General features: G+C 71.7%; 11 protein-coding genes. 4 read left to right on the plus strand and 7 right to left on the minus strand.

Features of this window, described 5'->3' with window-relative positions; genetic code table 11:
* Positions 1-115 precede the first annotated feature (115 nt).
* Entirely contained in the window at positions 116-826 is a 711-nt protein-coding gene (locus AB0O15_RS37045) for a laminin G domain-containing protein (RefSeq protein ID WP_364328983.1), read from the plus strand.
* 11 nt (positions 827-837) lie between these two features.
* Positions 838-2,094, plus strand: a complete 1,257-nt coding sequence (locus AB0O15_RS37050; protein WP_364328986.1) for an MFS transporter — start codon at positions 838-840, stop codon at positions 2,092-2,094.
* Here the strand turns inward: AB0O15_RS37050 and AB0O15_RS37055 are convergent.
* The 3 genes from AB0O15_RS37055 to AB0O15_RS37065 all read right to left on the minus strand — a co-directional run bounded on the left by AB0O15_RS37055 (position 2,091) and on the right by AB0O15_RS37065 (position 7,056).
* Positions 2,091-5,261, minus strand: coding sequence for an RHS repeat-associated core domain-containing protein (locus AB0O15_RS37055; RefSeq protein WP_364328989.1), 3,171 nt, complete (start codon positions 5,259-5,261; stop codon positions 2,091-2,093). The genes AB0O15_RS37050 and AB0O15_RS37055 overlap by 4 nt on opposite strands.
* A gap of 66 nt (positions 5,262-5,327) precedes the next feature.
* Positions 5,328-6,599: an RNA polymerase sigma factor gene (locus AB0O15_RS37060; RefSeq protein WP_364328992.1), complete on the minus strand. Its 1,272-nt coding sequence runs from the start codon at positions 6,597-6,599 to the stop codon at positions 5,328-5,330.
* Positions 6,600-6,609: 10 nt separating this feature from the next.
* Positions 6,610-7,056 (minus strand): YciI family protein, encoded by a 447-nt coding sequence (locus AB0O15_RS37065; protein WP_364328995.1) that lies wholly within the window; start codon positions 7,054-7,056, stop codon positions 6,610-6,612.
* Positions 7,057-7,371: 315 nt separating this feature from the next.
* On the opposite strand from AB0O15_RS37065, the gene AB0O15_RS37070 reads away from it, so the two are divergent.
* A complete protein-coding gene (locus AB0O15_RS37070; RefSeq protein ID WP_364328998.1) occupies positions 7,372-7,833 on the plus strand; it encodes a MarR family transcriptional regulator in 462 nt (153 codons plus the stop codon).
* Between the two features lie 74 nt (positions 7,834-7,907).
* Positions 7,908-10,703, plus strand: coding sequence for a BTAD domain-containing putative transcriptional regulator (locus tag AB0O15_RS37075; RefSeq protein ID WP_364329001.1), 2,796 nt, complete (start codon positions 7,908-7,910; stop codon positions 10,701-10,703).
* Here the strand turns inward: AB0O15_RS37075 and def are convergent.
* From def to AB0O15_RS37095, 4 genes are all read right to left on the minus strand, one after another.
* Positions 10,690-11,223: a peptide deformylase gene (gene def, locus AB0O15_RS37080; RefSeq protein WP_364329004.1), complete on the minus strand. Its 534-nt coding sequence runs from the start codon at positions 11,221-11,223 to the stop codon at positions 10,690-10,692. The two genes, AB0O15_RS37075 and def, sit on opposite strands and share 14 nt — an antisense overlap.
* Positions 11,224-11,435: 212 nt before the next feature.
* Complete coding sequence (locus AB0O15_RS37085) at positions 11,436-11,996, minus strand: DUF3455 domain-containing protein (protein ID WP_364329007.1); 561 nt, start codon at positions 11,994-11,996, stop codon at positions 11,436-11,438.
* Positions 11,997-12,127: 131 nt separating this feature from the next.
* The gene (gene murQ / locus AB0O15_RS37090) at positions 12,128-13,027 is read right to left on the minus strand and encodes an N-acetylmuramic acid 6-phosphate etherase (protein ID WP_364329010.1); all 900 of its coding nucleotides are present in this window, start codon (positions 13,025-13,027) and stop codon (positions 12,128-12,130) included.
* Complete coding sequence (locus AB0O15_RS37095) at positions 13,024-13,902, minus strand: MurR/RpiR family transcriptional regulator (RefSeq protein WP_364329013.1); 879 nt, start codon at positions 13,900-13,902, stop codon at positions 13,024-13,026. Before AB0O15_RS37095 ends, murQ begins: the two co-directional genes overlap by 4 nt.
* Positions 13,903-13,909: the final 7 nt, after the last annotated feature.

Genomic DNA, 13,909 nt, shown 5'->3' on the forward strand with positions numbered 1-13,909 from the left:
GCCACATTGTTTCCGATGGGTAACTCCGCCGCTCCGGCACGCGTCCCCCGCCCCGGAGGCCTCCAGACCTACAGTGCGTTTGTCCGATTGATCCCGAACTCAACCGAGGCCGCCCGTGAGAATCCCGCACCCCATCGCCATCGCGGTCGTCACCGCGGCCCTGCTCACCACCGCTGCCGGGCAGCCGGCCGACGCGGCCGCGAGCAGCCTGGTCGCCCAGTGGAAGATGAACGAGTCTTCCGGCGCGCGGACCATGGTCGACGCGAGCGGGCGCGGGCACCGCGGCAAGATCGGCAGCGAGGTCGTCACCGGGGTGCGCGCCGGTGGCGTCACCGGCTACCGCTTCGCCCGGGTCGTGCCGGACGTCCCGCCGCCCCGCCCCGGGCACATCATCACGGTCTCCGACAGCTCGGACCTCGACCCCGGCAACCGGAACTACGCGGTGACCCTCCGGTTCCGGACCACCGGGAAGTTCGGCAACATCGTGCAGAAGGGCCAGGCCACCGTCTCCGGCGGCAACTTCAAGGTGCAGATCCCGAACGGCGTCGTGCAGTGCTACTACCGCGGGTCGGCCGGCGCGATCCTGCTGTCGACGCCACGGAAGCTCAACGACGGCCTCTGGCACACGGCGCGCTGCGAGCGTACGCAGAAGGGGGTCTATCTCTTCGCCGACGGCGCCCTGGTCGCGTCGCGGATCGGCTGGACCGGCCGGATCTCCAACTCGTGGGCGGTGACCATCGGCGGCAAGCTCGACTGCGACCAGATCGAGGTGGGCTGCGACTACTACGTGGGCGACCTCGACTGGGTGGAGATCACCGCGGGCTAGATTAACGGGCGATGCCCGCCCCAGACGTGACCCGGCCCCGCCGCTTCGCCGCGCTCCGCAACCGGGACAGCCGCCCCTACCTGTTCGGGGCGGCGATGGCGATGATGGCCGACAACATCGAGCACGTCATCACCTACTGGGTGCTGTGGGAGACGTTCCGGTCGCCGGTGCTGTCCGGCTTCCAGGTGATCAGCCACTGGGTGCCGTTCCTGCTGTTCTCGGTGTATTTCGGCGGGCTGGCCGACCGGTTCGACTGCCGCCGGGTGATCCAGGTCGCGCAGACGCTGTTCATGCTGGTCTCGGCCGGGTGGGGCGTGCTGTTCCTGACCGGCACGCTCCAGGTCTGGTCGGCCTGCCTGCTGCTGGTGCTGCACGGCCTGGCCGGCGCGCTGTGGGGCCCGGCCGAGCAGTTGATGCTGCACGACTTCGTCGGCGACGACGACCTGCCCAGCGCGGTCCGCCTGAACGCCACGTTCCGCAGCCTGGGCATCCTGTTCGGTCCGGTGATCGGCTCGGCGCTGCTGCTCGGACTCGGGCCGACCTGGGGCATCGTCGCCAACATCGCGTTCTACCTGCCGCTGACGATCTTCCTGTTCCGCACCCGCTTCACCGGCCACACCCGCGACGCGTCCCCACGCCGCCGCATGGGTCTTCTCGGCGCGGTCCGCACGCTGCGCGAGGTCAGCGGCAACCGCACCCTGGTCAGCATGATCATCCTGGGCGGCCTGGGCTCGTTCTTCGTCGGCGCGTCCCTGCAGTCGGCCATGCCGATCTTCGCGCAGGACCTCGGGGCCGGCGGCGCGGGCACGGCGTACGGCATCCTGCTCTTCGCGACCGGCGCCGGCGGCGTGCTCGGCGGCGTCCTGATGGAGGCCACCGGCGTCGTCAAGGCGACCGTCGGGGCGGCGGTCACCAGCACGATGGTGTACGGGCTGAGCACGCTCTTCTTCGCCGTCTCGCCCTCCTATCCGCTCGCCGTGGCCCTGCTGCTCGTGGGCGGCGTGGCCAACCTCGCGTCGATGTCGATCGGTCAGACCGTGGTCCAGCTGCTGGCGCCCCCGGGCGAACGCGGCCGGGTGATCGGCGTCTACAACATGTCGGCCAACGGGCTCCGCTTCGGCAGCGGCCTGACCGTGGGCGTGCTGGGCGCGGCGATCGGGGTGCACTGGTCGCTGTCGCTGAGCGCGGCCGCCCTCTGCGTCGGCACGGCGCTGGCGGGCTGGGCGGCCTTCGCATCCCGCGATCGGCCACCCAGCTCTGTCGCCTAGGCGTTCTCGATCGCCTGTTTGACGCCGGTGCCGACGGCCTCACCGGCCAGCCAGCAGACGCCCGCTCCGACGAAGCCGCTGGCCCCGGCGGTCGGAATGAGCAGGGTCGCCATCACCGCGCCGCAGGCCGCGCCGGTGGCGACGCTGGCGGCCACACCCGCGATACCCGCCCACGCTTCCTGCGGATTCATGTTCGTCGTGGCCTCGGCGGCGTTCTTGACGTTGCCGCCGGCGTCGACCGCCTTGACGATCTGGGTGGCGATCCAGGGAATGACCGCCTGGCCGGTCGGATCCGTGTTGCTGACCGGGTTGGCCATGCCGTAGCTGTATCGGTTGAGTTCCTTCCCCGACGGGTCGACCTGGGTGAACCGGGCCAGCTTCGGGTCGTGCTGCCGGTGCCCGAGCAGGTAGGTGCCGTGAGCGTCGTCGAGCTGCCACCCGCCGATCCAGCGGAACGGGTTGGCGGCGGCCGCCCAACCCGTCTTCGTGGTGTCGCCGTAGGGCTTGTAGGTGTACTTCGCCGCCTCGGCGTGGTTGGCGTCGACCAGGAGCAGGGTCGAGCCTTGGTAGTCGGTGACCGCGTAGAGCGGCTTGCCGTCCTCGGTGATCTGGCCGATCAGATTGCCGGCCGAGTCCCGCACAAAACTCGACCGCTTGCCGTCGGTGGTCACACCGGTGACGCCGATCGCGGTGTTCGTGAGCACCTGCTCGCGGGCGCCGGTCTTGATCACTGCGCGCTGGGTCTGGTCGGTGCTCTGGTAGGTGATTGCGATGTCGTTCAGCTTGGTGAGCTGGTTGGTCGGGCTGTAGGTGGCGCTGAGCTCACTGCCGCTGCCGATCGTCAGGTTGCCATTGCCGTCGTGGGTGTAGGTCACGCCGCCGGACGACGCCACCTGCCCCGCGTCATTGTTGGTGAAGGTCCTGCCCTCGGCCTCCTTCAGGTTCGACGCCTCGTCGAGCTTGTATTTGTGCGACCCCGCCCGCAGCAGCCGGTTGCGCTCGTCGTACAGGTAGCTGATCGTCGCGCCCTCCCGCTTCTCCGACTGGAGCAGCGAGGTGTCGCCGTCGGCGTCCTCCCAGTCGTAGCTGCGGTCGATCGGCTTGGTGCCGTCCGGGCGCTTGGCCACCAGTGACGTCTGCCGGCCGGACTTGTCGTACTCGGCGGTGACCTGGAAATCGCTGGCGAAGCGGGTCGAGGTGCGGCGGTCGGCCTTGTCGTAGCCGAACCGGGCCCACATGCCCGACTTCGGGCCGGACTGGTAATCCAGCCGGTTGGCCTTGTCGTACTCGTAGTCGACCAGGCCGCCGTCGTCCTGGATGCGGGTCAGGTTGTTGTTGAGGTCGTACCGGTAGTACACGTCGTACCGGAGACCGCCGCGGGTGTTGCGTGCCTCGGTCACCTGGTTGCGGGGGCTGTAGACGAACTCGGCGAAGCTGTCGGCGAACGACCGGCTCTTCAGGTTCCCGTTGGCGTCGTACTGGATGTATTGGATCGGCACGTAGGTGGTGCCGTCCACCCGCTGGACCTCCACGAGGCGGTCCAGGGCGTCGTACCGGTAATGGATCTTGTTCTTGTTGCCGTCGGTGGTGTCGGTGATCCGGTCGCGGTCGTCGTACTTGAAGCTCCGCTCCTGGAGCGCGCCGGGCGGGAACTCGCTGGTGAGGCGGCCGCCGTCGTCGTACTTGTAGGTGGTGACCCGGCCGTCCGGGTCGGTCGACCTGGTGACCTGGCCCCAGTCGTTGTGGTCGTACTTGTAGAGGTCCTTGTTGAGCGTGACCGACTTGGTGGAGAGCAGGTCGCCGTCCGCGCCGTAGGTGTTCGCGACCTTGTTGCCCTGCGGGTCGGTCATCGAGGTCGGGAACGACGGGTGGGTGGCGTCGGTGTAGCCGGTCACCGACTTGGCCCCGGTCGGCAGGGTGGCGCTGGTCGGGTTGTTGGTGGTCTCGTCGAAGCCGTAGGTGACCTTGGCGCCGAGCCCGTTGGTGGTCGAGGCGACGTCGCTGTTGGCCGTCCACGACTTGCCCTGCTCGTTGCCGTTCGGGTCGATGGCCTTGGTCTGCCGGCCCTCGTCGTCGAAGTGGTAGGTCGAGGTGTTGCCGCGGGGGTCCTTCTCGGTGGTCTTCTTGCTCTCCGGATAGTCGTACGTGGTGACGGCCGGCGCCGCGCCGGTGGGCTCGCTGATCGTCTTCACGCGCCGCTGGTTGTCGTACGTCAGCGAATAGGTGCTGCCCTTGGGGTCGGTGATCGACGTGAGGTTGCCGCCGTCGTAGCCGAACGTGATCCGGTTGCCGAGCCGGTCCGGGAACGACGTCAGGTTGCCGCTGCCGTCGTACTCGAAGGGCCCGTGCACGCCGCCGGTCGTGTCGGTCATCCGCACGATCCGGTTGCCGGCGTCGTACTCGCTCATCGTGGTGACCCGCCCGAGCGGGTCGTAGATGGCGGCCAGCCGATCGTCGTGGGCCGCGTCGTAGTTCAGCTTGATCTTGACGTCGTTGTTGTTGCGCATCTCCCGCAGCGACCCGTTGCTGTGGAAGGTCCAGACGTCCTCGGAGTCGTCCCACTCCAGCTCGAACTGCCCGTCGGACCTCTTGGTGAGCTCGGCGTTGAGGCCGCTGCCGGCCTTCCAGGCGCCGTTCGAGCTCTTGGTGAACGTGCTGGTGTAGCCGGTCGGCCCGTGCAGCACGACCTTGGACGACTGGATGTCGATCCACACGTCCTGGCCGGTCGACATGGTCCAGCCCCGCCCGAACGCGCCCTGCTCGTCGTCCTGGGTGAGGTTGTTGTAGACGTGCGACACGTCGGTGCCGAACCCGATCCCGCTGACCCGCAGGTCCTGGTAGCGCACGATGACGTTGCCGTTGGCCGTGTTGACCAACAGCTGGAGCCGGTCGGCGAGCTGGCGCAGCTCGATCGGGTACCACTCCTGCATGCCCAGCCCCGGCGCCGGCACGTCGTCGGTCGTGGTGGTAGTCCGGCGTGCGCCCTGTGGGTCGCCGCCGATCCCCGGGGTACGCCGGACCGCTCCCGGCGTGTCGGCTTTCGGTGCCCGGTCGGCGGTGAGGGCCGACGCGGTGCCGCCGGCCGGTGCGGCGCCGGCCGGCGCCGCGAGTGTGGTGGTGACCACGACGGCCGCGATGGCCACCGGACTCACCCAGCGAAGCTTCATCAGTTTCCCCCTGTCAACAGTTGCGGATCGCAACCTAGGGGGTCTCAGTACACATTGGATACACGCCTATCGATCGTGCATCTCCTGCTCACAGGCGGCGGCGCGGCCCAGCAGGACGGTCCGCTCGCGTTCGTTGCGGGTCAGCGCCGCCGCCCGCTCGAACTCCGCCCTCGCCTCGGCGGGCCGGCCCAGCTTGGCCAGGAAGTCGCCCCGCGCCACGGGCAGCAGGTGATAGTTCCGCAGGGCCGGGACGGCGATCAGCTGGTCGAGCAGGGCCAGCCCGGCCGCCGGCCCGAACGCCATGGACAGCGCCACCGCCCGGTTGAGCTCGACCACCGGGGACGGCATCGCCTCGGCCAGCCGCTCGTAGAGCCCGGCGATGCGCTGCCAGTCGGTGTCGGCGAAGCGCCGGGCCCGGGCGTGGCAGGCGACGATGGCCGCCTGGAGCACGTACGGGCCGGGCCGCCCGTCGATCAGGGTCTCGGCCCGCTCCAGCGCGGCCAGGCCACGGCGGATCAGCAGCTGGTCCCACCGGGCCCGGTTCTGGTCGGCCAGCAGGATCGGCTCGCCACCCGGGCCGGTGCGGGCGGCGGCCCGGGACGCCTGGATCTCCATCAGCGCCACCAGGCCGTGCACCTCGGGCTCGCGCGGGGCCAGCCGGGCCAGGACCCGGCCCAGCCGCAGCGCGTCCGCACACAGCCCGGGCCGCATCCAGTCGTCGCCGGCGGTGGCCGCGTACCCCTCGTTGAAGATCAGGTAGACGACCTCGAGCACCGAGCCGAGCCGGGCCGCCAGCTCGGCGCCCCGCGGCACCTCGAACGGCACCTGGGCGGTGGCCAGGGTCTTCTTGGCCCGGACGATCCGCTGGGCCACGGTCGGCTCCGGCACCAGGAAGGCCCGGGCGATCTCGTCGGTGGTCAGCCCGCCGAGCAGCCGCAGGGTCAGCGCGACCCGGGCCTCGGCCGACAGCACCGGGTGGCAGGCCACGAACACCAGCCGCAGCAGGTCGTCGCCGATGCCGTCGTCGTCGGCGACCACCGCGCCGATGTCCGGTGACGACTCCTCGAGATCGCGGCCGAGCTCCTGGAGCTTGCGCCTGAAGGTCTCGTCGCGCCGGATCCGGTCGATGGCCCGGCGCTTGGCCGTGGTCATCAGCCACGCGCCGGGGTTGCGCGGAACGCCCTCGCCCGGCCACTGCTCCAGCGCCGCGACCAGGGCGTCCTGCGCCAACTCCTCGGCCAGCCCGACGTCGCGGACGAACCGGGCCAGCCCGGCGATGAGCCGGGCCGCCTCGATCCGCCAGACCGCCTCGATCGCGCGGTGGGTGTCAGTTACCACGTGCCAATGTCTACCCCAATGAGTTGTGGCCGGGAGCGGCCTGCGCCTCGCGCTTGGCCACGGCCTCACGCTGCTCGGGGGTCAGCTCCTCGCCGAGGTCGTCGGCCGAGATGACCGGCCGGATCTCGATGTTGGTGGGCTCGGCCCCGTCCGGGACGTGGACCGGGCAGCGCTTGAACCACTCGACGCACTCGTCCAGCGACTTCATCTCGACCAGGAAGAAGCCGGACAGCAGCTCCTTGGTCTCGGTGAACGGCCCGTCCACCACGGTGGTGGCCCGGCCGTCGAAGTAGATCCGGGCGCCCTTGGCGCTGGGGTGGATGCCATCCGCGGCCAGCAGCACGCCGGCGTCGACCATCTCCTGGATGAAGCCGCCCATCCGCTCGATCTCCTCGCTGGTGACCGGCCGGCCGGCCTCGCTCTCCGCCGTGGCCTTGGTGATGACCATGAACCGCATCGCTGTCTCCTCATCTCAGGGTGCCTTGTCACCAACGCGTCGAACGGCGATCGGCCCATTCGACACCCGGCCGGAGGTTTTCTGCGGGGCCGGTGTGAGCCAGGAAACTTTTCGAGCGTCGTTGAACCAGGGCGGGCGCGGGCCGTTCTATGCCAGTGGAGCCGAGCGGTTGCCGATGGGGGGCCACGACGCCGCCGCTCCAGCGGAGTACAGCGACTGGTGATGACGTCATCGCTTTCCGCGGCCGCGCCGGGACTTTGGGGACTCGGCGCGGCCTCTCCGTTTCCGCGCCGGAACGATGAGAGCGGGGGTCCGATGCAGAACACGCTGGACGTGGGCGAGGAGCAGCTCTGGCGGGCGACGGTGCGCGCGCTGCTCCTGATGCCCACCGCGGTGGAACGCGACCTGCGCTTCGCGTCGGGTCTGACCCTGTCCATGTACGCCGCCCTGCTGGTCCTGGCCGACGCGCCGGACGAGCGGATGCGGATGGCGCACCTGGCCGAGGCGGCGGGCATCGCGCGCAGCCGGCTGAGCCGGGTCGTCGACCGCCTGGAGGCGACCGGCTCGGTGACCCGCGAGGCCTACGAGGGTGACCTGCGCGTCTACCAGGTGGTGCTGACCGAGCGCGGCCGGCGCCGGGTGGCGACCGTGCAGTCCCGGCTCACCACCACCGTCCGGAGCCGCCTGCTCGGCCCGGTGGCGGACGCCGACCTGACCCCGGCCACCTTCGCCGGGCTGATGGCCCGCCTCGCGGAGGCGTCCGAACCCGCACGCTGATACATCCGGGCACGGTCAGCTACCTGACATCCGGATCGGGTGATCCATCCGCCTAATATGCAGCGGTGTGCGCGGTGCGGTTCTCCATCCTCGGCCCGACCCGGGCGTGGCGCGGTGACGACGAGGTCGACCTCGGCGCCGCCCGTCAGCCGCGCCTGATCCTGGCCCTGCTGCTGGCCCGCGCGGCGTCCGGCGCGGGCGCGAGCCTCACCGAGCTGGTCGACCTGCTGTGGCCGGCCGATCCGCCGGCCAGCGCCCCGAACGTCGTCCACCGGCATGTCGGCGTCCTGCGCCGGGCCCTCGAGCCCGGCCTGCCGACCCGGGCCGCCGGCTCCTACCTGCTGCGCGACGGCGCGCAGTACCGCATCCAGCCGGTCGGCGACGGCCTCGACCTGGTGCGGTTCCGCGAGCTGGTGGCGCGGGCCCGGGCGGCGGCCGACGACGAGGCGGTCGACCTGTACCTCCAGGGGCTCGGCCTGTGGCAGAACCGCTGCGCGTTCGAGCTGCGGACCGGTGGGCCGGTCCACCCCGACTTCGTCGCGATCGACGGCGAGGGCCTGGCCGCGATGCGCGAGGCCGTCGACGCCGCGTTGCGGTGCGGGCGGGTCCGGGCCGTCGAGGAGGCGGTACGCGGATGCGTGGAGCTGGAGCCGCTCGACGAGGCGCTCCAGGCCCGGATGGTGCTGGTGCTCGCCGCCACGGGCCGGACGGCCGAGGCGCTGGCCTGCTACGACGCCGTGCGGCGGCGGCTGGCCGACGAGCGGGGCATCCAGCCCGGCCCCGAGCTGAGGGAGGCCTACGCCCGCCTGCTCCACCCGGACGCCGCCCCGCTGCCGGCGGCGACGAACGCCCCGGTGCCGTCCCAGCTGCCGCCCGACCATCCACACTTCGTGGGCCGCCGCGACGACATCCGGCGCGCCGACCGGCTGCTGGCCGACGACCGCCGGGCCGGCCGGCCGACCCGGGCCCTGGTCATCGACGGCATGCCGGGGGTCGGCAAGACCACGCTGGCCGTCCACCTGGCCCATCACCTGGCGCCCGGCTATCCCGACGGCCGGCTCTACGCCGACCTGCGCGGGTTCGCCGCCGACCAGAACGTGATGACGCCGGGCGAGGCGCTGCGCGGCTTCCTGTGGTCGCTGGGCGTGGCGCCGGCCGCGATCCCGGCCGAGCTGCACGCGCAGGCCGGCCTGCTGCGCAGCGTCCTGGCCGGGCGCAAGGTGCTGATCCTGCTGGACAACTGCAGCGACTGGCAGCAGATCCGGCACCTGCTGCCGGGCAGCGGCGAGAGCCTGGTCATCACCACCAGCCGACGGTCGATCACCGGGCTGCTGACCTCGGCCGGGGCCCACCCGCTGTCGCTCGACCCGCTGCCCGCCGGCGAGGCGCGTGAGCTGCTGGCGCAGCGGCTGGGCGAGGACCGGGCGGCCGCCGAGCCGCAGGCCATCGACAAGATCATCAACCGGTGTGGACGGTTGCCGCTGGCCCTGGCGCTGGTCGCCACCCGGTCGGCCATCCACCCCGAGCTGACGCTGGGCGGCATCGCCGACGCGCTCGACTCCGCGTCGGGCCGGCTGGACGGGTTCGGCGACGCGGTCTTCGACCTGAACGCGATCTTCTCGTGGTCGTACCACGCGCTCTCGGACCGGGCCGCCCGCCTGTTCCGGCTGCTGCCACTGCACCCGGACGTCGAGTTCGGCACCGCCGCCACCGCCGCGCTGGCCGGGGTGGCCCCGCACGCCGCCGCCTCGCTGCTGGCCGAGCTGCGGTCGCATCTGCTGGTCCAGTCGATCGGCGACCGCTGGCGGATGCACGATCTGCTCCGGGCGTACGCCACCGAACTCGGCGAGGAGCACGACGGACCGGCGGCGCGGCGCGCGGCCGAGCACCGCCTGCTCGCGTACTTCCATCACACCGCGTACGCGGGTCATCTCGCCCTGCACCCCCAGCTACCCGCTCCCCCGCCGCAACCACCGCCGGCCGGAGTCATCCCCGGCGTCTTCGCCGACCAGCACGAGGCGATGAGCTGGTTCCTGGCCGAACAGCACAACGTGCTGGCCACGGTCGAGATCGCGCAGGCCGCGGGCGCGCCGCAGCCGGCCTGGGAGACGGCCCTGACGCTGCAGACGTTCCTGCAGTACACCGGTCAGATCGACGCGTGGGCCACGGCGGCCCGGGTGGGGCTGGCGACGGCCGGCGACGACCTGCTCGGGCAGGCGCTGATGCACCGCAGCCTGGCCGGGGTCTGCTATTTCCGGTCCGACTTCGAGACCGGGCTGGCCCACCTGGAACAGGCCCGGTCCGGGTTCGAGCGGCTGGGCCGGCCGATCGGGCAGGCCCACGTCGAGACCAACATCGCCGAGATCGTCTTCGACCAGGATCGGTACGCCGAGGCGATCGGCCACGGGCGGACGGCGCTGGAGCTGTTCCGGGCCGGCGACTCCCGGCGGGGCCAGGGCGGCGCGCTCATGGTGATCGCCAAGGCGACGCTGTCGGCGGGCGACCCACAGCGGGCGCTGACCCTGTTCGACGAGGCCCGGCGGCTCTACGAGAGCGTGGACGACCTGCACGGCGTGGGCACGGCGCTGGCCTGGTCGGGCGAGGCGTACGGCCACCTGAACGACCACGACCGCCGCCTCGCCAGCCTCTACCAGGGTGTGGCCGCGTTCCGCCTGGCCGAGTCGCCGATGAACGCCGCCGAGACGCTGACCCTGATCGGCGACGCGCTGTGGGCCGACGGGCAGCCCGACAATGCCCGCCACCTGTGGCGCGAGGCCCTGGGCGACATCGACCGCGCCGACCCGGCCCTGGCCCGGCGGATCATCGAGCGGATCCAGCGTGGCCTGCTGATCCGGGCTAGTGCGGGCTGACCCGCACGTCGGGCATCGCGTCCCACCAGGTCGCCTCGCGCAGCGTCGCCAGCAGCCGCTCACGCTGCTCGGGGCGTTGCCGGTCGACGAAGAGCACCCCGTCGAGGTGGTCGTTCTCGTGCTGGACGCACCGCGCGACGAGACCTTCCCCGACGATCTGCACCGGGTCGCCGTGTGAGCTGAAGCCCTTGGCGATCACGTTCTGGCGCCGGCGGGTGTCGAGGTAGACCCCCGGGATGGAGAGGCAGCCCTCGGGGCCGTCCTGCTCTTCCTCGTCGGGGAAGTCGAGCACCGGGTTGACCAGGTGGTGGATCTCGCCGTCGGTGATCTTCGGGCTGATCGCGAAGACCCGCAGGCTCACCCCGAGCTGGGGTGCGGCCAGCCCGGCGCCGCCCGAGCTCTCCAGGGTCTCGGTCAGATCGCCGATCAACGTACGCAACTCGGCGTCGAAGTCGGTAACCGGCTCGGCCTTGGCCCGCAGGACCTCGTCGCCGATGAGCCGAATGGGAAGCACCGTCATGGTCACCACGATAGGTCGTCTCGGACATGGAGACCGCCCGGCGTCCTGGGGCACATCAAAGACGCCGGGCGGGAGGACCGCCGACCGGACTTTCGGACAGCCGGTCGGCGGCGCGCCGAGCCCACCAGCCGAAGCTGGGCCGTATTGGGACTCGGCATCCTGGTACAACGGCCGGCGACCGTGATCGTTCAAACCGGCTTCTCAGCCCGTTCTCAGCCCCAGAAGACGTAGGTCGCCTTGTACGGCACCGAAGCCTTGGCGCCGTCGGTGCACGCCCCGGCCGGCGCCACGCCGCCCGAGGTGCGCAGCCGCTGGATGTACTGCGCCTTGGCGAGCTGACCGTTGGCCGCGCCGCTGTGGCTGTTGATCTGGAGCAGCAGCTCGTTGATGGTGCCGGGCCGCGTCTGCTCGCCGACCTTGGTCGCGGTGACCAGCGAGCCGTCCCGCTCCGACTGCCAGCTCGGGCCGGCGAAGTGGTGCAGCCGCCCGGTCCGGCCGACGAGCACCGCCTCCGGCGTGGAGGCGCCGGTGAAGACGCCGCCGGTGCAGGTGTAGGTCTGGGTGCCCCGGGCGACGTCGAACGAGCTGAGCCGCTTGAGGCCGGCCGGCGGGTCGATCGGGGACGCGGCGTGGGTGGTGGTCGGGTGCGGCCGCGGTCGGGCGGTGGTCTCGGCCGCGGAGGCGTTGAAGGTGACCGCGGTGACCGCCGCCACCACGACTGTGGCGGCGCCGGCGAGGCTGAGCCGACGTACCGTGCTCCGGCCTGGGGTCATGGGGTGCTCCTTGTTTCTCGGTTGCCCGTGCGATCCCCACCGACGGCGGCGGCCCGTCAAGGTTCGATCAGCGCGATCCTTGTCTCACCGTTGATCCGATCGCGCTGTGAATCAACATCTGATGGAAGACGTCAGGCGTGGTGGCCGTTGAGGGAGGTCAGGGCGGCGTGGACGTGCCCGCTCGTCTCCGCCAGGGCCTGCCGCGCCTGGTCGGCCGTGGTCCCGGCGATCAGCGTCACCACGGCGACCTTGGCGTCGCCACCGGCCTCGGTCAGCGCCCGCCGGCAGGCTTCCTCGTCGGCGCCGGTGGCCTCGGCCAGGATCCGGAGCCGGCGGTCGCGGAGCTTGGCGTTCGCGGCCAGCATGTCGGTCATCAGGTTGGAGTAGGTGCGGCCCAGCCGGACCATGGTGGCCGTGGAGAAGGCGTTCAGGATGAGCTTCTGGGCCGTGCCGGCCTTCATCCGGGTCGAGCCGGTCAGCACCTCGGGACCGGTGTCCGGCGCCACGTGCACGTCGGCCAGCGGGGCCAGCGGCGACGCCGGGTTGGCCGAGATCAGCACGGTGCCGGCGCCGGCGGCGCGGGCGGCGATCAGGGCGCCGCGCACGTACGGCGTACGCCCGCTGGCCGTGACACCGACCACCACCTCGCCGGCGGCGAAGGCGGCCACCGCACCACCCGCGGCCTCGTCGTCCTCGGCCGCCTCGGACGGGCGGGTCAGCGCCGGCACGCCACCGGCGATGTGCGCGACGACCCGGTCCGGTGAGACACCGAACGTGGGGATCAGCTCGGCCGCGTCCAGCACGGCGATCCGGCCGGATGTTCCCGCGCCCACATAGTGGATGCGGCACCCACCGGATAGCGCGGCCACCGCCATGTCGACCGCGTCGGCCAGCTGCGGGAGCACCGCGGCGACCGCGAGCGGCACCGTCCGGTCCTCGGCGTTGATCAGGGCCAGCAGGTCGACCGTGGACATCCGGTCGAGGGCCATGCTGCGCGGGTTCCGCTGTTCGGTGCGGGACAGGTCGGTCATGAGCGCCTCACGTGCCGGCCACGGACCGCCTCGTACGTGACGTCCAGCGCGGCCCGGGTCTCCGGGTAGGTGCGCTGCGCGACGCCGACGAAGACGCAGTCGATGACGGTGAGCTGGGCGAGCCGGCTGGCCATGGCGCCCGACCGGAACGTGGTCTCCCGCGCGGCCGTGGTCAGCACCAGGTCGGCCACCCGGGTGATCGGCGACTTGGGGAAGTTCGTCAACGCGACCGTCCGGGCGCCGTGCTTGCCGGCCTCGGCGAACGCCTCGATCGTGTCCACGGTCGTGCCGGTGTGCGAGATGCCGAAGGCGACATCCCGCTCGTCGAGCAGCGCCGCGCTGGTCAGGGCCATGTGCATGTCGCTCCAGGCGTACGCGATCCGGCCGATCCGATGAAGTTTCTGCTGGAAGTCGGCGGCGACGAACGCGCTCGCCCCCACACCGTAGATGTCCACCCGCCGCGCCACCGCGACCAGCGCCACCACCTGCTCGAGCACCGCGACGTCGAGCTGGGTGGCCGTCTCCTCGACGGCCCGGGCGTCGGCGAACGCGATCTTCTTCACCACCTGCCCGAGGTCGTCGGTCTCGCTGATGTCACCGCCGATGGCCTCCTCGTCGGCGGCCAGGTCGGCGGCGCGCCCGGCCTCGGCGGCCAGCGTCAGCCGCAGCTGCGGGTAGCCGCTGAAGCCCATCGCCCGGCAGAACCGGATCACCGTGGTCTCCGACGACCGGGCCCGCGCGGCCAGGTCACTGATGGTCAGCCGGGCCGCGGTGGCCGCCTCCTCGATGATCACCTCGGCGACCCGCCGCTCGGCCGGCGACAGCGACGGCAGCAGGCCCCGCGCCCGCACCGCGGTGGGTGAGCGGTCGGTCATGGACAGT

The organism is Actinoplanes sp. NPDC089786 (genome assembly GCF_040684855.1).
Taxonomy (GTDB): Bacteria; Actinomycetota; Actinomycetes; order Mycobacteriales; family Micromonosporaceae; genus Actinoplanes.